Consider the following 21,370-nt stretch of genomic DNA (forward strand, 5'->3'; position numbering starts at 1 on the left):
CAGCCATATTTTTACTTGCAAATCTTATTACCAGTCGTTACTTTTTCAAGAAGCACCCACTCTTCAGCCCTCACATGCAGGTTCGCCTATGAAACCCACTTAACAAATGATGCCACTTTGGCAGACTACAACACTGTTGCTTTATATGGACGCCCCTCCAATAGAGAGCCGAAGGGATTCGAACACTATGAACATGCCCCCCCCTCAGAATCAGCGTTTCGCTGAACGCGCCAGGCCTAGGCTCGACGATTCTTTTTGAATGGGTCATGTGAACAACCATGTTCAAAAAGGGATATATCATGAACACTAAAACCTCCAGCGCCTGCCTTAAAGACGCTGACTCTATGGACCTGGCAGCAGCGGTTGAACAATTCGTCGCGCTGGGCGGCGTTATTGACATCGTTTCAGGAGATGAACATGGCGCCTTGGCAGGGAGTCAAGAAAGCGCGGCGCTGCACGATGAGAATAAGCCCCCTGAAAAACTCAGCAAGTTAGAACACCTCAAAATCCTGATCGCGAAAGGCGCCGGCATTAGCGCTCTGCAATATTCATTACGCATGAATAAAAAGGACATCAAGCAGCTGGCCATCGAGAACGGACTGAAAATTACGTTCAGCCGACCGGTGGGTGAAACCAGTAGAGCACACCGCGCTGAAACCTCTGATATCGATGACACGGTGGCAGGACACGCCATGCATTATTCCAGCTTGGGATACACCGCTCAGGAAATTGCCAGCATTCTTGATTTAAGCGTGCGTCAAGTATGGAACATCGGAAAAGCCTATCGTTTCGAATTCAAAACAGACGATCGGGATCCAGCCCTTTGAGGCATCAATACATCATGCAATCAAACTACTTAAGCGGGGTTCGCCGCCATCACGGCGCCAATCAGATGTTCAACTGCTTAAGCATCCCCACCACCAGGCCCATTTTGAAGAACGCCATGAAGCTAAACACTCGATTTATCAACCCAATCAGTATCATCGCCCTATTTGCCGCACTCTGTGAAGCGTCAGCCACCACCGTGCTTCCCCACCTCGATGAGGAGAACCGTCAAGTCTATATATGGTTTCTGATTGCATTCCCTTCGACGCTGGTTATCCTGTTTTTTTTGACCCTGAATTTCAACAGCAGGGTTCTGTATCCACCAGCGGACCGTAGCGCGGAACAGCAGAAGCCCCCTGACAAACAGCAGGATACTAAAGACCTGTAAGCGCGCTGCCTATGCAGGTTGCACAGATTCTTGAAGGGAGGACATCAGAGTAACGGCCTAAACGTGGTTTATAACAATAAAGCAACGCCAGCCACGATAAAACTGTACGACACGCTAAATAAGTCATGGGCATCAACTAATGCGCAAATCGCTGATATCAAACTGAAGGCGTGGGGATATAACACGCTAACTTTTTGGCTCGCCAAGCGCAACGTATTTACCGCTCAGCATGAGCAAATCAAGGAAGTATAATTCCAACTAGAAATCATCCCGCTATTAAAACATCACGACAAGACACAGGAGGACTGTCGCCTTTACCGCAACACAGACTGTGCCCACCAGCGGGAGATGGACCTGCCAAGCTAAAAGCCATTATCTGGATTGTGGAAAAAAAGCCTTACTCAGGTATCGCCTCACCCATCAGACGAAGGCTTACCCTTATTTCAGACGCAGCACCGTGAGGTGCTGCATCTTCATTTCAGGACCAGACGTTAAAACAGCTTCCGGCCTTTATTTGCAGCGATACGCATACGCAACGCATTGAGCTTGATGAAGCCCGCTGCGTCAGCCTGATTGTAGGCACCGCCATCTTCTTCGAAGGTTGCGATATTGGCATCGAACAACGACTCGTCAGACTTGCGACCGGTGACGATCACGTTGCCCTTGTAAAGCTTGAGGCGCACGACACCGTTCACGTGAGCCTGCGATGCGTCGATCATTTGTTGCAACATCTGACGCTCAGGGCTCCACCAGTAACCTGTGTAGATCAGGCTGGCGTACTTGGGCATCAACTCATCCTTGAGGTGAGCGACTTCGCGGTCCAGTGTGATCGACTCAATGGCACGGTGAGCGCGCAGCATGATGGTGCCACCAGGCGTCTCGTAGCAGCCGCGGGACTTCATGCCCACGTAGCGGTTTTCAACGATGTCCAGACGACCAATGCCGTGCTCGCCGCCGATGCGGTTCAGCGTTGCCAGTACGGTGGCCGGAGTCATCTCAACGCCGTCCAGCGCGACGATGTCGCCGTTGCGGTAAGTCAGCTCCAGATATTGTGGGGTGTCCGGAGCCTTCTCAGGGGACACGGTCCAACGCCACATGTCTTCTTCGTGCTCGGTCCAGGTGTCTTCCAGCACGCCGCCTTCGTAGGAGATGTGCAGCAGGTTGGCATCCATGGAGTACGGGGATTTCTTCTTGCCGTGACGCTCGATCGGGATCGCGTGCTTCTCGGCGTAGTCCATCAGCTTCTCGCGGGACAGCAGGTCCCACTCACGCCAAGGGGCAATCACTTTTACGCCAGGCTTAAGTGCGTAGGCACCCAGCTCGAAACGAACCTGGTCGTTACCTTTACCGGTAGCACCGTGGGAAATGGCATCAGCGCCGGTTTCGTTGGCAATCTCGATCAGACGCTTGGCAATCAGCGGGCGAGCGATGGAAGTACCCAGCAGGTACTCGCCTTCGTAAACGGTATTGGCGCGGAACATCGGGAATACGAAATCACGCACGAACTCTTCGCGCAGGTCGTCGATGTAGATCTCTTTTACGCCCATGGCTTTTGCCTTGGCGCGTGCTGGTTCAACTTCTTCGCCCTGACCCAGGTCAGCCGTAAAAGTCACCACTTCGCAGTTATACGTGTCCTGCAGCCACTTGAGGATTACCGAAGTATCCAGGCCACCGGAATACGCGAGAACTACCTTGTTTACGTCCGCCATGCCATCACTCCACCGGGTTGTACGGAAAACCGGTGATTCTACCGCTCAAATGACGTGATTTACAGTAGCGCGACAGCTTCTGACGATGAAGCGACAGATTATGTCGACCTGGCGACGAGTGGCGGCCCGTCGTCAGATCTTGGCAGGGGCGGAGTTTAGGGCTACCGGAGCAGGTCTTTCATCGGGTGCGATACGCTCCAGATGGATGTTTACCCGGCGGTTGCGCGCACGATTGGCGTTGTTGGTATTGGGCACCAACGGGTAACGCTCGCCATGGAAGCGCAAGGTGATCTGCTCTTCGGGAATACCTTGAGCCTTCAGGAAATCCATGACGGCCAGGGCGCGACGTCGGGACAAGTCACGATTGGTCAGGCGATTGCCGCTGTTATCAGAGTGTCCGTCCAGTTCGATGTGATTGACCGTCGGATCGGCCTTGAGATAGGCCACGATGGTTTGCAAGCGAGCCTTGGCCTGCGCGTCCAGATCGATGCCGCCGCCCGGGAAGCCCACTTCGCCTTGCTTGACCTGATCGTAATTCATTGGCAACAGCTTGGTGACGCACAACTGATAGTCGCTGAAGGCTTTGTTGAACTTGACCGGCAACAGACGCACTTCTGTAGTACCGCTCGCATCACGAGAATAATGACGGATAACCGGGCTGCGGCCTTCCATCAGACCACTGATCAGCCGACCGGCCTGTACCTGCGAGCTGCTGAACGGGAACTCACCGTTATTGACCTTGACCGATCCCAGATTGATATCGCCGCGCCCAGGCTGCCACGGCGCAGCGGCAGCCAGCAAAGTCGCCGAACCACCGCCCAACATGCCGCCAGCCGACTTGATCCGGAACGTCGCCTGCTCACCCGCACGGCGCACGAACTCACCCGCACCGAAATCGGTGATGGGCTGGCTGAGGCGACACTCGAACTGATCGCCTTCCACTTTCCATTCGATGCTCTCCAGACGTGTCTGGAAAGTCATGGCCATGGCGGGGAAGCTGGCGAACACGCTGAGCAGGGCTAGATATCGCTGGCGCACGGGAGGCTCCACAAAAAAATTACCGCATTACAAAAAAGACTTCCTACAACGGGCTATCGGTAACTTCCTACAAAACTTGATAGCGAGTGCCTGAGAGAGTCTTTTCCGGTAGCATTCCCAGCGAGTTTGACCCGCCTGGAATCCCCAATGTCCGACCTCCTGACCCTTTTGCGTCCCGACGACTGGCACATTCACCTCCGCGATGGAGCTGTTTTGCCCCACACCGTTGCTGACGTTGCGCGCACTTTTGGCCGCGCAATCATCATGCCTAACCTGGTACCGCCCGTTCGCAACGCTCAGGAAGCCGACGCTTATCGTCAGCGCATCCTGGCTGCACGTCCGGCAGGGAGCCACTTTGAGCCGCTGATGGTGCTCTACCTGACCGACCTGACACAGCCTGAGGATATCCGCACGGCAAAAGCCAGCGGTTTTGTCCACGCCGCCAAGTTGTACCCGGCCGGAGCGACCACCAACTCCGATTCAGGCGTAACCAGCATCGACAAGATCTTCCCGGTTCTGGAAGCCATGGCCGACGTTGGCATGCCGCTTCTGGTTCACGGCGAAGTGACCCGCAGTGAAATCGACGTGTTTGATCGCGAGAAGATGTTCATTGATGAGCACCTGACGCGTGTAGTGGAGCGTTTCCCGACGCTCAAAGTGGTGTTTGAACACATCACCACCGCCGAGGCCGTGCAGTTCGTCAACCAGGCATCGAGCAATGTCGGCGCGACGATCACTGCGCACCACTTGCTCTACAACCGCAACCACATGCTGGTGGGCGGGATTCGTCCGCATTTCTATTGCTTGCCGATCCTCAAGCGCAATACACACCAGACAGCACTGCTTGATGCTGCCACCAGCGGCAGCACCAAGTTTTTCCTCGGTACCGACTCGGCGCCGCATGCCCAGCACGCCAAGGAAAACGCCTGCGGATGTGCCGGCTGCTACACCGCCTATGCCGCCATCGAGTTGTACGCCGAAGCTTTCGAGCAACGTAACGCACTGGACAAACTGGAAGGCTTTGCCAGCGTCCACGGTCCAGCGTTCTACGGCCTGCCTGCACCTCAAGACACCATTACGCTGGTCCGTGAAGAATGGACCGCGCCCACCAGTCTGCCGTTTGGCGAGCTGTCCGTAATACCGCTACGCGCCGGTGAAAAACTGCGCTGGCGTCTGCTGGAGAAACACGCGTGAGTGAAGATCATTTCGACGACGAACAGGAAGGTCAAGGCGGCGGTTCGCGCCACCCGATGGCAGCCCGTTTTCGCGGCTACCTGCCTGTCGTCATCGATGTAGAAACCGGTGGCTTCAATAGTGCAACCGACGCCCTGCTGGAAATCGCCGCAGTGACGATTGGCATGGACGAAGACGGTTTTGTGTTCCCGGAACACACCCACTTCTTCCGTGTCGAGCCGTTCGAAGGTGCCAACATTGAAGCGGCTGCACTTGAGTTCACCGGGATCAAGCTCGATCACCCTTTGCGCATGGCTGTCAGTGAGGAAACTGCACTGAACGACATCTTCCGCGGTGTACGCAAAGCCCTGAAGGCCAATGGCTGCAAGCGTGCGGTGCTGGTTGGCCACAACGCAAGCTTTGACCTCGGATTTCTGAACGCCGCAGTTGCGCGACTGGACATGAAGCGCAACCCGTTCCACCCGTTCTCCAGCTTTGATACCGCCACGCTGGCAGGCCTTGCTTATGGCCAGACAGTGCTTGCCAAAGCCTGCCAGGCGGCCGGTATTGATTTCGACGGCCGTGAAGCGCACTCAGCGCGTTACGACACCGAGAAAACCGCTGAGCTGTTCTGCGGCATCGTCAATCGCTGGAAGCAGATGGGCGGCTGGGAAGACTTCGGCGATTGATTGGCGACACTGAAAATCCTGCGTTGATTTAACTGAGGCCATCGCGAGCAAGCTCACTCCTACAGAAGTACGCGGTCTTCTGTAGGAGTGAGCTTGCTCGCGATGGCCTCGTTACGTTCCAAGCATCGCTTAATGTATTTTTGCCACTCGTCGGTACTGAGAGAAACCTTCTCAATGAGTTTTGACAAGCATTCTCATTAACATTAGTATCCCCGGCAACGAGAAATTACAGCGACGGTTCTCATATATGTATGTCTGCCTCTGCCAAGGTGTTACCGACGGTCAAATCCGAGATGCAGTCTTCGAGGGTTGCTGCAGCTACAAAGACGTCCGTGAAACACTGGGTGTCGCTACCAAATGTGGTAAATGCGCCTGCCTGGCTAAAGAAGTTGTCCGGGATACGCTCACCGAGCTGCAGAGCAGCCAGGCAGCATTAGCCTATCCGGCAGAATTTTCAGCCGCCTGATTTAACCGAATTCAAAGAACCGGACCCTGTGTCCGGTTTTTTTATGCCTGTAATTCAAATGCTTAGCACCAAGATGCGGAACACAAACATTCTTATTCCTATTTAATTTCACTTATTATTCAATAACTTAGGTTTGACAGACTAATAACCGGGGATCAAACTCGCCTTTTATATATACAAGCCATTGGCAGGACCTCAAAAATGAAAGGCGACATTACAGTCATCCAGCATCTCAACAGGATCCTCGGAAACGAGCTGGTCGCGATCAATCAATACTTCCTGCATGCCCGCATGTACGAGGATTGGGGCCTGAATAAACTGGGCAAACACGAATATCGCGAATCCATTGATGAGATGAAGCACGCTGACAAGCTCATCAAACGCATCCTGTTCCTCGAGGGTCTGCCTAACCTGCAAGATCTTGGCAAGATTCTGATCGGTGAGCACACCAAGGAAATGCTTGAGTGCGATCTGAAGATCGAGCAAAAAGGCCTGGCCGACCTCAAGGCAGCCATCGCTCACTGCGAAGTCATCGGTGACTTCGGTAGCCGCGAAATGCTGGAAGACATCCTTGAATCCGAGGAAGAGCACATCGACTGGCTGGAAACCCAACTGGGCCTGATCGAGAAAATCGGTATCGAAAACTACCTGCAATCGCAGATGGGCGAAGACTGATTCATCTGATCTGCCAGTAACGAAAAAGCCCCGCTCTCGAGAGAAAGCGGGGCTTTTCTTTGCACTGCCAGACGCACCTTTATGGCAATAAACTGGACCAGTGGGACCGAACTCATTCGGGAAGGCGGCATTTCAAGCGATACATCAGCTGCGGATGTACCGGCCCCTTCGCGAATGAATTCGCTCCCTCGGATCTGTGTTTGCAGACCAACATAGAATCTCCCACAGGTATCCGTCAAATAGACAGCGGATAACAAAAAGCCCCGCCTTCTCTCGAAAGCGGGGCTTTTCTTTGCACTGCTGGACGCATCTTTATGGCAATACACTGGACCGGTGGGACCGGATTTGTCCGGGAAAAGGCCAGCACACCCGATGCATCTCCGTCGTCAGTAATACCGCTTTCGCGAATAAATTCGCTCCCACAGGTATCCGTTCGACAGGAAACAGAGCAGTGTTTCGAACCCCACCCTGTTCCCCAAAATGTCAATCAGGCTTCAGTGTTACCCGCAGCAGCCTTGGCTGCTGCGCCTTTTACCAGCTCTTGCAGAGAGCCATCAGCCTGCATTTCGGTGATGATGTCGCTACCGCCGACCAGCTCACCGGCAACCCACAGTTGTGGGAACGTCGGCCAGTTGGCGTATTTCGGCAGGTTGGCGCGAATTTCCGGGTTCTGCAGAATGTCGACGTAAGCGAATTTTTCGCCACAGGCCATCAATGCCTGGGAAGCCTTCGCCGAAAAGCCGCACTGCGGGGCATTCGGAGCACCTTTCATGTAGAGCAGAATGGTGTTGTTGGCAATCTGGTCTTTGATCGTTTCGATGATATCCATGGAGCACCTCGGCTTAACTTTTCCGACTCAGTTGTCGACACGGTGGCGCATTGTAACGGAAACCCGAGCATGACGCTCTGCCTTCCCCATACACCCCAATCATGCCGCTGCGACCTGAACGCTGACGCCATTGAGCACCGCATTACCGGAAAGGCTATCAAGTTCTCGCTCGTCGGTCAGGTCATTGGCGCTCTCCCCCGGTTGATGAGCGGCAATGTCCATCTGCACGCCAGGTTTCGCATGCCCCCAGCCATGAGGCAGGCTGACCACCCCCGGCATCATGTCCAGACTTGCCAGCACCTGAACTTCAATCACGCCAACCCTGGAGCTGACTCGCACTTGCTGGCCATCATTCAAACCGCGGCTGGCCAGATCATCCGGGTGCATCAAGAGTTGGTGGCGCGGCTTGCCCTTAACCAGCCGGTGATAGTTGTGCATCCACGAATTATTGCTGCGCACATGGCGGCGGCCGACCAACAGCAGCTCACCCGCAGCGGGCGCATTAACAAGCGCGAATCGCGCCAGATCGGCCATAACCACATCGGGCGCGGCCTGGATGCGGCCATTCGTCGTTTTCAGACGTGAAGCAAGATTCGGCTTCAACGCCCCCAGATCGAGTCCGTGAGGGTGATCCAGTAATGTGTCCAGCGAAAGCTTGTAGTCTGAGGCTTCGCCATAACGGCCGCTGCGCAAGCCCCGATCAATCATTTGCGCCGGAGCCATTGTCGGCTTCAACTCGCGTCCGGCTCTCTCGGCAAAGGCTTTTGCCAGGCCGACGAAAATCTCCCAGTCATGCAATGCCCCTTCTGGTTTCGCCAGAATGGCTCGATTGAACCGCGTGACATTACGGACGGCAAAGGTGTTGAACGTGGTGTCGTAGTGATCATTTTCCAGCGCAGAGGTTGAAGGCAGAATCAAATCGGCATGTCGTGTGGTTTCGTTGATGTAGAGGTCGATGCTGAGCATGAACTCCAGACCTTCCAGTGCCTGGTCCAGCTGACGCCCATTGGGAGTCGAGGACACCGGGTTACCCGCCACCGTCACCAGCGCTTTGATCTGCCCTTCCCCTGCGCTGAGCATTTCTTCGGCTAACGCGGCGACCGGCAACTCGCCTGCGTACTCTGGCAAACCGGAGACCCGGCTTTGCCATTGATTGAAATGGCCGCCGGATGTTGACCCCACCAGATCCACGGCAGGCTCGGTGCACAGCACACCACCTACCCGATCCAGATTACCGGTCACCAGATTGATCAACTGCACCAACCAATGACACAGCGTGCCGAACACCTGCGTAGAGATCCCCATGCGGCCATAACACGCGGCCTTATCGGCGCCGGCGAAGTCTCGGGCCAATTGGCGAATTTGCTCGACAGGCACCCCGCAACGCGGGCTCATGGCTTCGGCAGTGAACGCCGCGATGGCTGAGCGCACCTGGTCGAAACCGTCCACCGCTAGATGGCTTTCCCGGGTCAGCCCCTCCTCGAAGAGCGTATTCAACAGCCCGAACAGTAATGCAGCGTCGCCTCCCGGACGTACGAAGATGTGCTGATCGGCAATCGCTGCCGTTTCGGTGCGCCGTGGATCGACCACCACTACTTTGCCACCCCTCGCCTGAATAGCCTTGAGCCGTTTTTCAACATCAGGAACCGTCATGATGCTGCCATTGGAGGCAAGAGGGTTGCCGCCCAGGATCAGCATGAAATCGGTGTGATCGATATCGACGATGGGCAGCAGCAAACCGTGCCCGTACATCAGGAAACTGGTCAAATGATGTGGCAGTTGATCCACTGAGGTCGCCGAGTAGCGATTGCGGGTTTTCAGCAAGCCAAGAAAGTAGTTGCTGTGGGTCATCAAGCCGTAATTGTGAACGCTGGGGTTGCCCTGATACACCCCCACCGCGTTTTGCCCATGACGCTGCTGGATGTCCAGCAAACGCTCGGCGACCAGATCAAATGCGGCCTGCCATTCAATAGGCTGCCATTGGTTACCCACGCGCTGCATAGGCTGGCGCAAGCGGTCGGGGTCGTTCTGGATGTCCTGCAGCGCCACGGCCTTGGGGCAAATGTGTCCGCGACTGAAGGAATCCAGCGGATCACCCTTGATCGAAGTAATCGTCACCTGATCGTCTGCGCTGACGGTGGTCTCGATGCTCAGCCCGCAAATGGCTTCGCAAAGATGGCAGGCACGGTGATGGAGGGTCTTGGTCATGGCCAGCCTCATATTTTTGTCAGGGCGACCTGAAGCGATCGCTCAAACGAAACTATGGGGCGTGGCTGCCGACTGCGCCAGAGACGTTCGTCTCATGAATCGACAGGCATCAAGCGGGCCGATGGCGGAAAGGATTAGCCGCCGATAGGAGTGATTTTGCGCTGCAACTGGATTTCGTGGACCGTCTCGATCTGCTCCTGTGCCAGGTGCACACCGGTCAATTCGCCAATCAGACGCCAGTGCTCATCCAGACCGGAACTGATTGTAGCCATGCGATCAATCATGTGCCGCCCGGCAGCCCGGGTGACTTCGTCATTACTGCGCAACAGCTCGAAGGACATGGATGTCATTGAAGCAGTGAGGTGCGTCAAGGTGCGAGCCGTAAGCCCGAGCAGTTCCGTCAGCTGTTTTTCTTTCGATTCCATTCCCCAGACCCCTTGATACACGATGAGCAGTTATAACCTGCGCCGATTATTTATGGAACGGGCCACTAGCGCGCCGCGTGAAGCAGATCGCATAAGGGCAACGTTATGACCACTCAACAGCTCAACTGTTGCAGGATCGGCAGTAATTGCAATGTCACACGAGGGCAGTGTACAAATAGCCCCCTCGGAAAATCCTCGAATGGCCAGTTGCCGCCACCTAGAGCATTGCTCAGCTTGAGATGTCAGGCAAGCTCCGAATGTAGAAAACAGCCTCTGTTGCGAATAAAAAACTTTCGTACATGAGCATCCTATTGGTAAGAGGCGACATTTTTTTATACCATCGCGCCTTCCCTATTCGTCGCCCCGTGCGGCTTCCGCCGCAGGTCTCGCCCGTTTTCCCGATAAAACCCGGCTTTGAGCATCTGCGGTCTGTTGCAAAAAAGGTAGTTAATAATGAACGCCAGGCACTTTCTCTCGATGATGGATTACAAGCCAGAAGAGCTCCTGCGCTTGATCCGTCGAGGCGTAGAGCTCAAAGACCTGCGAAACCGAAGCGTGCTGTTTGAACCGTTGAAAAGCCGGGTTCTGGGCATGATCTTCGAGAAATCTTCGACACGTACCCGTGTTTCGTTCGAAGCCGGCATGATCCAGCTGGGCGGTCAGGCGATCTTTTTGTCGCCTCGTGACACCCAATTAGGTCGTGGCGAGCCGATCGCCGACTGCGCAAAAGTCCTGTCGAGCATGCTTGATGCCGTGATGATTCGTACTTTCGCTCACAGCAATCTGACCGAGTTCGCTGCCAACTCCCGAGTGCCTGTGATCAACGGTCTGTCTGATGACCTGCACCCGTGCCAGTTGCTGGCCGACATGCAAACCTTCCTAGAGCACCGTGGCTCGATCAAAGGTAAGACGGTTGCCTGGATCGGCGATGGAAACAACATGTGCAACAGCTATATAGAAGCGGCGATTCAGTTCGACTTCAAATTGCGTGTGGCCTGCCCTGAAGGTTATGAGCCAAATCCTGAATTCCTGGCACTGGCCGGAGATCGCGTTACCGTACTGCGTGATCCCCGCGCGGCAGTGGCAGGCGCACATCTGGTGAGTACCGACGTCTGGACCTCCATGGGCCAGGAAGAAGAAACCGCCAAGCGCATCGCCTTGTTCACCCCTTTCCAGGTGACCCGCGCGTTGTTGGATCTGGCTGACAAGGACGTGCTGTTCATGCATTGCCTGCCAGCGCATCGCGGCGAAGAAATCAGCGTCGACCTGCTTGATGATCCGCGCTCGGTCGCGTGGGACCAGGCAGAAAACCGCTTGCATGCTCAGAAGGCGTTGCTGGAGTTCCTCGTCGCGCCTTCCTGCCAACCGGCATGAGTTCGCCACTGCTGCTGAACCTGCGCAACCTGGCCTGCGGCTATCAGGATCAACGCGTGGTGCAGGATCTCAATCTGCACCTCAACGCGGGTGATATCGGTTGCTTGCTGGGTTCATCCGGCTGTGGCAAAACCACCACCTTGCGAGCCATTGCGGGATTCGAGCCGGTTCACGCCGGAGAAATCACGCTGGCAGGCGAAGTCATCTCAAAGCCTGGATTCACCCTACCACCGGAAAAACGCCGGATCGGCATGGTGTTTCAGGACTACGCACTTTTCCCGCACTTGAGCGTCGCTGAAAACATCGCTTTTGGCATTCGCAAGCACCCACGCCTCAAGCAAGTCACAGAGGAGCTGCTGGAGCTGGTCAACCTGGGTGCCTTGGGCAAACGCCTGCCCCATGAATTGTCCGGCGGCCAACAGCAACGAGTTGCGCTGGCACGAGCCCTGGCACCCGAGCCGCAACTGTTGCTGCTTGACGAACCGTTTTCAAACCTGGATGGCGAACTGCGTCGGCGCCTCAGCCATGAAGTGCGCGACATACTCAAGGCACGAGGCACGAGCGCAATCCTGGTCACTCACGATCAGGAGGAAGCCTTTGCCGTCAGTGACCATGTGGGCGTGTTCAAAGAAGGCCGCCTCGAACAGTGGGACACCCCTTACAACCTCTATCACGAACCGCTGACACCTTACGTCGCGAGTTTTATAGGCCAGGGGTATTTCATTCGTGGCGTGATGAACGATCCACAATCGGTGCAGACCGAACTGGGTGTACTGCTGGGCAATCGCGCTTATCCCGGCATCAAGGGCAGCGCGGTGGACGTGCTGTTGCGCCCGGATGACATCGTCTTCGACCCAAACAGCGAACTCAAAGCCCGTGTCACCAGCAGAACCTTTCAGGGCGCAGCAACGCTGTATCGCCTTCAATTGCCTACCGGTAGCCAGCTGGAAGCGATCTTCCCCAGCCATGCGGATTATCAGCCAGGCGAACAAGTGAGCATCCGCGTGGCCGCCGAGCATCTGGTACTTTTCCCAACCTCCGGAAGCGTTGCGGTGCAGCAGGCAGTTTAGCCAAATGCATTCCAGCTATCGGCCGCGTGACTCAGCCTAGACTCACCATCAATTTCCCGCTCGCCACCAGCGTTGCGTGGCCACCGATTTTCACCCGCTCCCCTTCCAGACGACAGAACAACGCCCCGCCGCGGTCCGAACACTGGTAAGCATCCAGCACGTCCTTGCCCAGACGGCTGGCCCAGTACGGGATCAGCACACAATGCGTCGAACCGGTTACAGGGTCTTCAGGAATACCAATAGCCGGTGCGAAATAGCGCGAGACGAAATCATGCTGCTCGCCCCGGGCGGTGACTATCACGCCCGGCCAGGGCAAACGCGCCAGCGCCGACATGTCTGGCTTGCATTCACGTACCGCCTGCTCCGACTCAAGCACCACCATTAATTCCGCCGAACCCAGCGCATCCACAATACTGGTGCCCAACGCACGCTCAAGCTCAACGGTTACGCCAACCTCGTGCGGGATCATCGCTGGGAAATCCAGCCACAATAATCCCTCCTCGCGAGTGACACTGAGAGCACCTGATTTACTGAGAAAATCGAGTTGCTGCGCTGGCTCGGCAAAAACAGTGAACAGCACATGGGCGGCGGCCAGGGTCGCATGCCCGCACAACGGAACCTCAGTCTTGGGCGTAAACCAGCGAATGTGCCAGCCGAGCGCTTCCCGTACCACGAAGGCCGTTTCCGCCAGATTGTGCTCAGCAGCTATACGCTGCATCAGCTCGTCGGCCAGCCACGTATCGAGGCGATAAACCATCGCCGGATTGCCGCTGAACGGACGATCACTGAAAGCGTCGACCTGATGAAATTCGAGATACATAAGTAACGCTCCAGTGCGATGGAAGGGCTCGGTCACTCCGATCAAAAAAATGCAAACTGCTGAATTAAAATGCATTCCTGTAGGAGCTGCCGCAGGCTGCGAAGCATTCATCCTGTCATACCGCTATCGCAGCCTTCGGCAGCTCCTACAGATCCTGTGCAGCTAAAAACCTTCAGCCTCGCCCCACCGGCGCAAACAGCGCGCCGGTGTGTTCAGCAAGTACCGATGGCGCCAACTCCACCTCAAGACCGCGACGCCCGGCACTGACGTAAATCGTCGCGAACTGCTCGGCGCTTTGATCAATAAAAGTACGCAGTCTCTTCTTCTGGCCTAGCGGACTGATACCGCCCAACAGATAACCCGTCGACCGCTGAGCCGCAGCCGGGTCAGCCATTTCGGCTTTCTTCGCTTTCGCAGCCGCTGCCAGCGCCTTGAGGTCCAGCGTGCCAACAACCGGTACCACTGCAACCAAAAGTTCGCCCTTCTCGGTACTTGCCAGCAACGTCTTGAACACTTGCGCGGGTTCCAGCCCCAGCTTCTCTGCGGCTTCCAGCCCATAGGAAGCTGCTTTAGGGTCATGTTCGTAACTGTGTATACGATGTTCAGCGCGATGTTTTTTCAACAGATCCAATGCAGGTGTCATGCAGCGCTCCAAAAGGCCAGGGCGACCGGTTCAAGCGAATTATTCTAGGCCATTGAGCGGCTGTATACCCCGTAAATAAAGGGCAGGTGAAGAAATTTCCGGACAGTACCAAACACCTTTTCTTAACCCCGATCAATGCGAGCAATAGCGCTGGCCCGCAAAATCCCTTCAGGTTCGGTTAGATCCTCCACAACATTCGTTCCTGTTTATTTTTTTTCGTTTGCGAAGATTCACTGGAACTTTAGTTCCATTTAAGGTCGAATTCAGAGGTCGAGGATGGGGTTTCCTCGAGCTCTTAAAAAGCCGCGCACTGGTGAATTTCACACAGGGCCGCACAAGAACAAAAAATGAGGTTTTCATGACTAACGCACTGCAAGAACCAACGCTGAAAGGTCAATGTGTGGCCGAGTTCCTGGGCACTGCCTTGATGATTTTCTTCGGTACTGGGTGTGTCGCAGCGCTCAAGGTCGCGGGTGCCACATTCGGCTTATGGGAAATCAGCATCATTTGGGGCCTGGCGGTCGCCATGGCAATCTACTTGAGCGCAGGTGTATCAGGGGCCCATCTCAACCCGGCAGTCAGCATCGCGCTGAGTCTTTTCGCCGGTTTCGAAAAGCGCAAATTACCGTTCTACATTGCCGCGCAAATGGCTGGAGCCTTTTGCGGTGCTGGCCTTGTTTACCTGCTGTATATCAGCCTGTTCTTCGAATTCGAACAAACTCACCAGATGGTTCGTGGTTCGGTTGCCAGCCTTGAACTGGCTTCTGCGTTCTCCACGTATCCCAACCCTGCCATTTCGGTCGGTCAGGCGGCACTCGTAGAGTGTGTGATCACTGCCATTCTGATGTGCGTCATCATGTCCCTGACCGATGACAACAATGGCCTGCCGCGCGGCGCCCTCGCACCGCTGCTGATCGGTTTGCTGGTTGCGCTCATCGGTGCCTCGACCGCACCGCTGACCGGCTTCGCAATGAATCCCGCACGTGACTTCGGACCTAAACTGATGACATTCCTGGCGGGCTGGGATGAGATCGCGTTTACCGGTGGACGTGACATACCGTATTTTCTGATCCCGATTTTCGCGCCGATTCTCGGTGCGTGCCTCGGTGCCGCAGGCTATCGTGCGCTGATTGCGCGATATCTGCCGCGCGCCGTTCCTGTTGTAGAAAAGAAGGCTGACGTTGTTCCAGGCAAAGCCCAGATCTCATCTTGAACCTGCTCGCCTGTTTTTCACTTCACCCATTTAGCACAAGGCAATCGACATGACTGACTCCCAGAACAAGAACTACATCATTGCCCTTGATCAGGGCACGACCAGCTCTCGTGCAATCATCTTTGATCGCGACGCCAATGTGGTCAGTACCGCGCAAAGCGAATTCGTTCAGCATTACCCGCAAGCAGGCTGGGTTGAACACGATCCAATGGAGATCTTCGCCACTCAGACTGCGTGCATGACCAAAGCATTGGCTCAGGCTGATCTGCATCACAATCAGATTGCGGCCATCGGCATCACCAACCAGCGTGAAACCACGGTTATCTGGGAAAAGGAAACCGGTCGGCCGATCTACAACGCCATTGTCTGGCAGTGCCGTCGCAGTACCGAAATATGCCAGCAGCTCAAGCGCGACGGCATGGAGGAGTACATCAAGGACACCACCGGCCTGGTCATCGACCCGTACTTCTCGGGCACCAAGGTCAAGTGGATCCTCGACCACGTTGAAGGCAGCCGCGAACGCGCCCGCAAAGGCGAGCTGATGTTCGGCACCATCGATAGCTGGCTGATCTGGAAATTCACCGGCGGCAAAGTGCACGTCACCGACTACACCAACGCATCGCGCACCATGCTATTCAACATCCACACCCTGGAATGGGATCAGCGCATGCTCGACGTGCTGGATATTCCGCGTGAGATGCTGCCGGAAGTGAAAAGCTCTTCCGAGGTCTACGGCCAGAGCAAAAGCGGCATTCCGATTGCGGGTATCGCGGGCGACCAACAGGCCGCGCTGTTCGGCCAGATGTGCGTCGAGCCAGGCCAGGCCAAGAACACCTATGGCACCGGTTGCTTCCTGCTGATGAACACCGGCAAGAAAGCGGTTAAATCGGCTCACGGCATGCTAACTACTATTGGCTGCGGCCCACGCGGTGAAGTGGCCTACGCCCTGGAAGGCGCTGTTTTCAACGGCGGCTCGACAGTGCAATGGTTGCGCGATGAACTGAAAATCATCACCGATGCCGTCGACACCGAATACTTCGCAGGCAAGGTCAAGGACAGCAACGGCGTTTATCTGGTGCCAGCGTTTACCGGTCTGGGTGCTCCGTACTGGGACCCGTATGCCCGTGGTGCATTGTTCGGCCTGACCCGCGGCGTGAAAGTCGATCACATCATTCGTGCGGCGCTGGAATCCATCGCCTATCAAACCCGTGACGTACTCGACGCCATGCAGCAGGATTCCGGCGAACGCCTGAAATCGCTGCGGGTTGACGGCGGCGCAGTGGCCAACAACTTCCTCATGCAATTCCAGGCCGACATCCTTGGTACCACGGTAGAGCGCCCGAAAATGCGTGAAACCACTGCACTGGGCGCCGCCTACCTGGCTGGCCTGGCGATTGGTTTCTGGAGCAGCCTGGACGAGCTGAAGAACAAAGCGGTCATCGAGCGCGAGTTCGAACCGCAATGTGCTGAAGAAGAGAAGGAAAAGCTCTATGCCGGCTGGCAGAAGGCAGTAGCCCGCACTCGTGACTGGGAACCCCACGAAAACAACGAGTAACCGTCACGCTTCAGACGGGGCGCAGGATCATCGGGATTGAGTTTCCGGCTGACAGGCAGTACACGCCTACGGCATCATGGACGCCATTTGGCAGCCTGAAGGACACTCAACAAAAATGAACCTGCCTCCCCGTCAACAGCAGATCCTCGAACTGGTCCGTGAACGCGGCTATGTCAGCATCGAGGAAATGGCCACGCTGTTCGTCGTAACCCCTCAGACTATCCGCCGCGATATCAATCAGCTTGCGGAATCGAACCTGTTGCGCCGTTACCACGGCGGCGCAGCCTATGACTCCAGCATCGAAAACACAGCCTACGCCATGCGTGCTGATCAGATGCGCGATGAGAAACAGCGCATTGGCGAAGCCATTGCCGCACAAATCCCCGATCACGCCTCGATATTCATCAACATCGGTACAACGACCGAGTCGATCGCCCGCGCCCTGCTCAACCACAACAACCTGAAGATCATCACCAACAACCTGCACGTCGCCTCGATGCTTAGCGCCAAAGAGGACTTCGACGTCCTGCTGGCGGGCGGCAACGTGCGTCGCGACGGCGGTGTGATGGGTCAGGCCAGTGTTGATTTCATCAACCAGTTCAAAGTCGACTTCGCGCTGGTGGGCATCAGCGGAATTGATGAGGACGGTAGCCTGCTGGATTTCGATTATCAGGAAGTGCGGGTCTCTCAGGCGATCATCGCCAACGCTCGCCAGGTAATCCTGGCCGCCGACTCCAGCAAGTTCGGCCGCAACGCCATGGTTCGCCTGGGGCCGATCACCCTGATCGACTGCCTGGTAACCGATCAGGCACCGGCTCCGGCGCTGGTACAGCTGCTGGCGCAGAACAAAATTCGGCTGGAAGTGGTTTAGTTTCCGTGAATGCCCAGGATTCAAATCTGCTGATTCTATTTCTGCATGAAATATTGATCTCGTAGGACGGGCTAGAACCGGGAGGGCGGTATTTCAGGCGATCAATTTCAGCGCCTGCCCCGGCCGCTTCCCGATTAAAGGCGAACGCCGCAAGGTCGGTCCCGTGACATCGTGCGGAACCTGTGGGAGCCGAGCTTGCTCGCGATAGAGGCGCCGCAGATATCAGGTCAATCCGGTCCAGCCTTATCGCGAGCAAGCTCGGCTCCCACAGGAATAACATCCTGCCTTCCATGTTCACTTTTGTTCTTTTCTCCCTTCCCGATCAGTATTTTCAATGACTATCGACTGGAAGCCCCGGCGTTATTGAGCTATGATTTTCGGAAATGAACATTAATGTTCGAATTCGTTATCCGAACAATAAACTCAGGAGGCCACCGATGCCCCATTCCAACCTGTCTACACCGCCACTTTCCGAGGTCTACGACATCGCCGTTATCGGTGGTGGGATCAATGGTGTCGGGATCGCAGCGGATGCCTCCGGTCGCGGCCTGTCGGTTTTTCTGTGTGAAAAAGACGACCTCGCCAGCCACACCTCTTCTGCCAGCAGCAAATTGATCCACGGTGGCTTGCGCTATCTGGAACATTACGAGTTCCGTCTGGTACGTGAAGCGTTGGCCGAACGCGAAGTGTTGCTGGCCAAAGCGCCGCACATCGTCAAACCCATGCGTTTTGTCTTGCCTCACCGCCCGCATCTGCGCCCGGCGTGGATGATTCGTGCAGGTCTGTTTCTTTATGACCACCTGGGCAAGCGCGAAAAACTGCCAGGTTCGCGCAATCTGCGTTTCGGTAGCGAAAGCCCGCTGAAATCGAACATCACCCGCGGGTTCGAATACTCTGATTGCTGGGTCGATGACGCCCGCCTCGTCGTGCTCAATGCCATGGCCGCCCGCGAACACGGCGCCCACATTCATACCCAGACGCGCTGCCTGAATGCTCGTCGCAGCAACGGTTTGTGGCACCTGCACATGGAGCGCGCCGACGGCACGCTGTTCTCGATCCGCGCCAAGGCACTGGTCAACGCAGCCGGTCCATGGGTTGCCAAGTTCATTCGTGACGACCTGAAGCTGGACTCGCCGTATGGCATCCGCCTGATTCAGGGCAGCCACTTGATCGTGCCGAAACTGTATGAGGGCGAAAACGCTTTCATCCTGCAGAACGAAGACCAGCGCATCGTATTCGCGATTCCTTACCTGGAACGCTTCACCATCATCGGCACCACCGACCGCGAGTATCAAGGCGATCCGAGCAAGGTCGAGATCACCGATGGCGAAATGGACTACATGCTCAAAGTGGCCAATGACCACTTCAAGAAGCAGTTGAGCCGTGACGACGTACTCAACACCTATTCCGGCGTGCGCCCGTTGTGCAACGACGAATCGGACAACCCGTCGGCCATTACCCGCGACTACACCCTGTCGCTGTCCGGTGGCGCTGATGAAGCACCGATTCTGTCGGTATTCGGCGGCAAGCTGACCACCTATCGCAAGCTGGCAGAGTCAGCTATGGCGCAACTCGCGCCATTCTTCAAACAGATGAAACCGAGCTGGACCGCCACCGCTACCCTGCCAGGCGGCGAAGACATGAACACCCCGGCCGAGTTGGCCAGTGCGTTGAGCAGCCGTTTCGTCTGGCTGCCAAGCGACATCGCACAACGCTGGGCACGCACTTACGGCAGCCGCAGCTGGCGCTTGCTGGAAGGCGTACAGAGCGTCGCAGACTTGGGTGATCACTTGGGTGCTGGCCTGTACACCCGTGAAGTCGATTACCTGTGCAGCACCGAATGGGCAACGGCTGCCGATGACATTCTGTGGCGCCGCAGCAAGCTGGGCCTGTTCATGACCGCAGAAGAACGCGAAGGCGTTCAGCAGTATCTGGACACCGTAGCGCGTAACAAAGGTGCTTTCGCAGCGGCTTGATAGTCTGGCCCTTGTAGGAGCTGCCGAAGGCTGCGATGCGATTTTCCTGATACACCGCTTCGCAGCCTTCGGCAGCTCCTACAACACCTGTCCTTGCTCCATACGCGGTGTTTCTGACCCAGATGTTTTTAAGGGCTGCCCGCTTCGCGAATGAATTGGCTCTCACGTTTTTTGTATTTCTGAGGTCATTGCATCATTCGGATTTCCGAACACCCCTCCCCGATTAGTTCGGCATCCCGGACGCCGCTCGTCCTGTCTTGATGCCCACCAAACACTTATATCCATAAAAATCAGCAAGTTAGCCACTTGCCACCAGCTTGGCACGCCTCATGCTCTACACTTATCAGTCGATTGCTTCGACCGTGGCCTGTCTCTGGCCGGCTGCGGTTGAAGCATGGGCCGAAGAGCGGGCCGCCAGGTAGCAGGCCCCATAAAAAAAACAATCCGAGGTATACCCGATGCGCATCGTTCCCCATCTTCTGGGCGCAGCAATTGCTGCTGCTCTGATCAGTTCTCCAGTTTTCGCCGCCGAATTGACCGGCACTCTGAAGAAAATCAAAGAGTCCGGCACCATCACCCTCGGTCACCGCGACGCTTCGATCCCGTTCTCTTATATCGCTGACGCCTCTGGCGTACCGGTTGGCTACTCCCACGATATCCAGCTGAAAATCGTTGAAGCCATCAAGAAAGACCTGGACATGCCGGACTTGAAGGTCAAGTACAACCTGGTCACTTCGCAAACCCGTATCCCGCTGGTGCAGAACGGCACCGTTGACGTTGAATGCGGCTCGACCACCAACAACGTAGAACGTCAGCAACAAGTAGACTTCTCGGTTGGCATCTTCGAAATCGGTACACGCCTGCTGTCCAAAGCGACCTCCGAATACAAAGATTTCGACAACCTCAAAGGCAAGAACGTGGTGACTACTGCGGGCACCACGTCCGAGCGCATCCTCAAGGCCATGAATGCCGACAAGCAAATGGGCATGAACGTGATCTCGGCCAAAGACCACGGTGAATCCTTCCAGATGCTGGAATCGGGTCGCGCAGTGGCTTTCATGATGGACGACGCACTGTTGGCCGGTGAAATGGCTAAAGCCAAGAAGCCAACTGACTGGGCCGTAACCGGCACACCACAGTCCTACGAAATCTATGGCTGCATGGTGCGTAAAGGCGACGAGCCGTTCAAGAAAGCCGTCGATGACGCCATCGTTGCGACGTACAAGTCGGGCGAGATCAACAAGATCTACGACAAGTGGTTCCAGGCTCCAATCCCGCCAAAAGGCCTGAACCTGAACTTCCCGATGAGCGACGAGCTGAAAAAACTGATCGCTGAACCGACTGACAAAGCGGCTGACGACAAAAAGGCTTGATAGCCAAACACCTTGCTCGTCAATAAGACAGCCTGAGACCGCCCTGCGCG

At 55.8% G+C, this 21,370-nt stretch carries 20 protein-coding genes; 13 read left to right on the forward strand and 7 right to left on the reverse strand.

Features of this window, described 5'->3' with window-relative positions:
* The first annotated feature begins 299 nt into the window (after positions 1–299).
* Both AUC61_RS08390 and AUC61_RS08395 read left to right on the forward strand, forming a co-directional pair.
* Positions 300–827, forward strand: coding sequence for a hypothetical protein (locus AUC61_RS08390; RefSeq protein ID WP_243245490.1), 528 nt, complete (start codon positions 300–302; stop codon positions 825–827).
* 14 nt (positions 828–841) lie between these two features.
* Positions 842–1,213: a hypothetical protein gene (locus tag AUC61_RS08395; protein WP_243245491.1), complete on the forward strand. Its 372-nt coding sequence runs from the start codon at positions 842–844 to the stop codon at positions 1,211–1,213.
* 491 nt (positions 1,214–1,704) lie between these two features.
* On the opposite strand, the gene AUC61_RS08400 is transcribed toward AUC61_RS08395, so the two are convergent.
* Positions 1,705–2,922 carry an argininosuccinate synthase gene (locus AUC61_RS08400; RefSeq protein ID WP_027898440.1) on the reverse strand — a complete coding sequence of 406 codons (1,218 nt, stop codon included), beginning with the start codon at positions 2,920–2,922 and terminating at the stop codon, positions 1,705–1,707.
* A gap of 132 nt (positions 2,923–3,054) precedes the next feature.
* Positions 3,055–3,960 (reverse strand): flagellar protein MotY, encoded by a 906-nt coding sequence (locus tag AUC61_RS08405; protein ID WP_243245492.1) that lies wholly within the window; start codon positions 3,958–3,960, stop codon positions 3,055–3,057.
* A gap of 147 nt (positions 3,961–4,107) precedes the next feature.
* On the opposite strand from AUC61_RS08405, the gene pyrC reads away from it, so the two are divergent.
* The 4 genes from pyrC to bfr all read left to right on the forward strand — a co-directional run bounded on the left by pyrC (position 4,108) and on the right by bfr (position 6,963).
* Positions 4,108–5,154, forward strand: a complete 1,047-nt coding sequence (gene pyrC / locus AUC61_RS08410; RefSeq protein ID WP_243245493.1) for a dihydroorotase — start codon at positions 4,108–4,110, stop codon at positions 5,152–5,154.
* A complete protein-coding gene (gene rnt, locus AUC61_RS08415) occupies positions 5,151–5,822 on the forward strand; it encodes a ribonuclease T (RefSeq protein WP_243245494.1) in 672 nt (223 codons plus the stop codon). Before pyrC ends, rnt begins: the two co-directional genes overlap by 4 nt.
* A 247-nt stretch (positions 5,823–6,069) precedes the next feature.
* Entirely contained in the window at positions 6,070–6,288 is a 219-nt protein-coding gene (locus AUC61_RS08420; RefSeq protein WP_243245495.1) for a bacterioferritin-associated ferredoxin, read from the forward strand.
* 201 nt (positions 6,289–6,489) lie between these two features.
* Positions 6,490–6,963 (forward strand): bacterioferritin, encoded by a 474-nt coding sequence (gene bfr / locus AUC61_RS08425; RefSeq protein WP_122666039.1) that lies wholly within the window; start codon positions 6,490–6,492, stop codon positions 6,961–6,963.
* Between the two features lie 487 nt (positions 6,964–7,450).
* Here bfr and grxD read toward each other — a convergent pair whose 3' ends face one another.
* The 3 genes from grxD to AUC61_RS08440 all read right to left on the reverse strand — a co-directional run bounded on the left by grxD (position 7,451) and on the right by AUC61_RS08440 (position 10,425).
* Complete coding sequence (gene grxD, locus AUC61_RS08430) at positions 7,451–7,792, reverse strand: Grx4 family monothiol glutaredoxin (RefSeq protein WP_087269113.1); 342 nt, start codon at positions 7,790–7,792, stop codon at positions 7,451–7,453.
* A gap of 99 nt (positions 7,793–7,891) precedes the next feature.
* Positions 7,892–10,000 carry a molybdopterin oxidoreductase family protein gene (locus AUC61_RS08435; RefSeq protein WP_243245496.1) on the reverse strand — a complete coding sequence of 703 codons (2,109 nt, stop codon included), beginning with the start codon at positions 9,998–10,000 and terminating at the stop codon, positions 7,892–7,894.
* 134 nt (positions 10,001–10,134) lie between these two features.
* On the reverse strand, positions 10,135–10,425 hold the full coding sequence (locus AUC61_RS08440; protein ID WP_027900758.1) for a hypothetical protein: 291 nt from the start codon (positions 10,423–10,425) through the stop codon (positions 10,135–10,137).
* 453 nt (positions 10,426–10,878) lie between these two features.
* On the opposite strand from AUC61_RS08440, the gene argF reads away from it, so the two are divergent.
* Both argF and AUC61_RS08450 read left to right on the forward strand, forming a co-directional pair.
* A complete protein-coding gene (gene argF / locus AUC61_RS08445; protein ID WP_122666041.1) occupies positions 10,879–11,799 on the forward strand; it encodes an ornithine carbamoyltransferase in 921 nt (306 codons plus the stop codon).
* Entirely contained in the window at positions 11,796–12,869 is a 1,074-nt protein-coding gene (locus AUC61_RS08450) for an ABC transporter ATP-binding protein (protein WP_243245497.1), read from the forward strand. Before argF ends, AUC61_RS08450 begins: the two co-directional genes overlap by 4 nt.
* Before the next feature lie 31 nt (positions 12,870–12,900).
* On the opposite strand, the gene AUC61_RS08455 is transcribed toward AUC61_RS08450, so the two are convergent.
* Positions 12,901–13,689: a PhzF family phenazine biosynthesis protein gene (locus AUC61_RS08455; RefSeq protein ID WP_243245498.1), complete on the reverse strand. Its 789-nt coding sequence runs from the start codon at positions 13,687–13,689 to the stop codon at positions 12,901–12,903.
* Between the two features lie 172 nt (positions 13,690–13,861).
* Entirely contained in the window at positions 13,862–14,332 is a 471-nt protein-coding gene (gene ybaK / locus AUC61_RS08460) for a Cys-tRNA(Pro) deacylase (protein WP_243245499.1), read from the reverse strand.
* 358 nt (positions 14,333–14,690) lie between these two features.
* Here ybaK and AUC61_RS08465 point away from each other — a divergent pair, with 358 nt between their 5' ends.
* The 5 genes from AUC61_RS08465 (at position 14,691) to AUC61_RS08485 (ending at position 21,320) form a co-directional block, all read left to right on the forward strand.
* Entirely contained in the window at positions 14,691–15,545 is an 855-nt protein-coding gene (locus tag AUC61_RS08465) for an MIP/aquaporin family protein (protein WP_243245500.1), read from the forward strand.
* A gap of 49 nt (positions 15,546–15,594) precedes the next feature.
* On the forward strand, positions 15,595–17,100 hold the full coding sequence (gene glpK, locus AUC61_RS08470; protein ID WP_243245501.1) for a glycerol kinase GlpK: 1,506 nt from the start codon (positions 15,595–15,597) through the stop codon (positions 17,098–17,100).
* Positions 17,101–17,215: 115 nt separating this feature from the next.
* Positions 17,216–17,971, forward strand: coding sequence for a DeoR/GlpR family transcriptional regulator (locus AUC61_RS08475; protein WP_027900765.1), 756 nt, complete (start codon positions 17,216–17,218; stop codon positions 17,969–17,971).
* Positions 17,972–18,408: 437 nt separating this feature from the next.
* On the forward strand, positions 18,409–19,947 hold the full coding sequence (glpD, locus tag AUC61_RS08480; RefSeq protein ID WP_243245502.1) for a glycerol-3-phosphate dehydrogenase: 1,539 nt from the start codon (positions 18,409–18,411) through the stop codon (positions 19,945–19,947).
* A gap of 458 nt (positions 19,948–20,405) precedes the next feature.
* Positions 20,406–21,320: a glutamate/aspartate ABC transporter substrate-binding protein gene (locus tag AUC61_RS08485; protein WP_243245503.1), complete on the forward strand. Its 915-nt coding sequence runs from the start codon at positions 20,406–20,408 to the stop codon at positions 21,318–21,320.
* Positions 21,321–21,370: the final 50 nt, after the last annotated feature.

Source organism: Pseudomonas maioricensis (assembly GCF_022790535.1).
Classification (GTDB): Bacteria; Pseudomonadota; Gammaproteobacteria; order Pseudomonadales; family Pseudomonadaceae; genus Aquipseudomonas; species Aquipseudomonas maioricensis.

Excerpts from the sequence above, each read along its gene's own strand:
- AUC61_RS08395 (WP_243245491.1), top strand. The coding sequence starts at position 842 with ATGCAATCAAACTACTTAAGCGGGGTTCGCCGCCATCACGGCGCCAAT.
- bfr (WP_122666039.1), top strand. The coding sequence starts at position 6,490 with ATGAAAGGCGACATTACAGTCATCCAGCATCTCAACAGGATCCTCGGA.
- AUC61_RS08455 (WP_243245498.1), bottom strand. The coding sequence starts at position 13,689 with ATGTATCTCGAATTTCATCAGGTCGACGCTTTCAGTGATCGTCCGTTC.
- argF (WP_122666041.1), top strand. The coding sequence starts at position 10,879 with ATGAACGCCAGGCACTTTCTCTCGATGATGGATTACAAGCCAGAAGAG.
- AUC61_RS08485 (WP_243245503.1), top strand. The coding sequence starts at position 20,406 with ATGCGCATCGTTCCCCATCTTCTGGGCGCAGCAATTGCTGCTGCTCTG.
- AUC61_RS08400 (WP_027898440.1), bottom strand. The coding sequence starts at position 2,922 with ATGGCGGACGTAAACAAGGTAGTTCTCGCGTATTCCGGTGGCCTGGAT.
- AUC61_RS08390 (WP_243245490.1), top strand. The coding sequence starts at position 300 with ATGAACACTAAAACCTCCAGCGCCTGCCTTAAAGACGCTGACTCTATG.
- glpK (WP_243245501.1), top strand. The coding sequence starts at position 15,595 with ATGACTGACTCCCAGAACAAGAACTACATCATTGCCCTTGATCAGGGC.
- grxD (WP_087269113.1), bottom strand. The coding sequence starts at position 7,792 with ATGGATATCATCGAAACGATCAAAGACCAGATTGCCAACAACACCATT.
- AUC61_RS08450 (WP_243245497.1), top strand. The coding sequence starts at position 11,796 with ATGAGTTCGCCACTGCTGCTGAACCTGCGCAACCTGGCCTGCGGCTAT.
- AUC61_RS08435 (WP_243245496.1), bottom strand. The coding sequence starts at position 10,000 with ATGACCAAGACCCTCCATCACCGTGCCTGCCATCTTTGCGAAGCCATT.
- AUC61_RS08465 (WP_243245500.1), top strand. The coding sequence starts at position 14,691 with ATGACTAACGCACTGCAAGAACCAACGCTGAAAGGTCAATGTGTGGCC.
- AUC61_RS08475 (WP_027900765.1), top strand. The coding sequence starts at position 17,216 with ATGAACCTGCCTCCCCGTCAACAGCAGATCCTCGAACTGGTCCGTGAA.
- AUC61_RS08440 (WP_027900758.1), bottom strand. The coding sequence starts at position 10,425 with ATGGAATCGAAAGAAAAACAGCTGACGGAACTGCTCGGGCTTACGGCT.
- AUC61_RS08420 (WP_243245495.1), top strand. The coding sequence starts at position 6,070 with ATGTATGTCTGCCTCTGCCAAGGTGTTACCGACGGTCAAATCCGAGAT.
- pyrC (WP_243245493.1), top strand. The coding sequence starts at position 4,108 with ATGTCCGACCTCCTGACCCTTTTGCGTCCCGACGACTGGCACATTCAC.
- glpD (WP_243245502.1), top strand. The coding sequence starts at position 18,409 with ATGCCCCATTCCAACCTGTCTACACCGCCACTTTCCGAGGTCTACGAC.
- ybaK (WP_243245499.1), bottom strand. The coding sequence starts at position 14,332 with ATGACACCTGCATTGGATCTGTTGAAAAAACATCGCGCTGAACATCGT.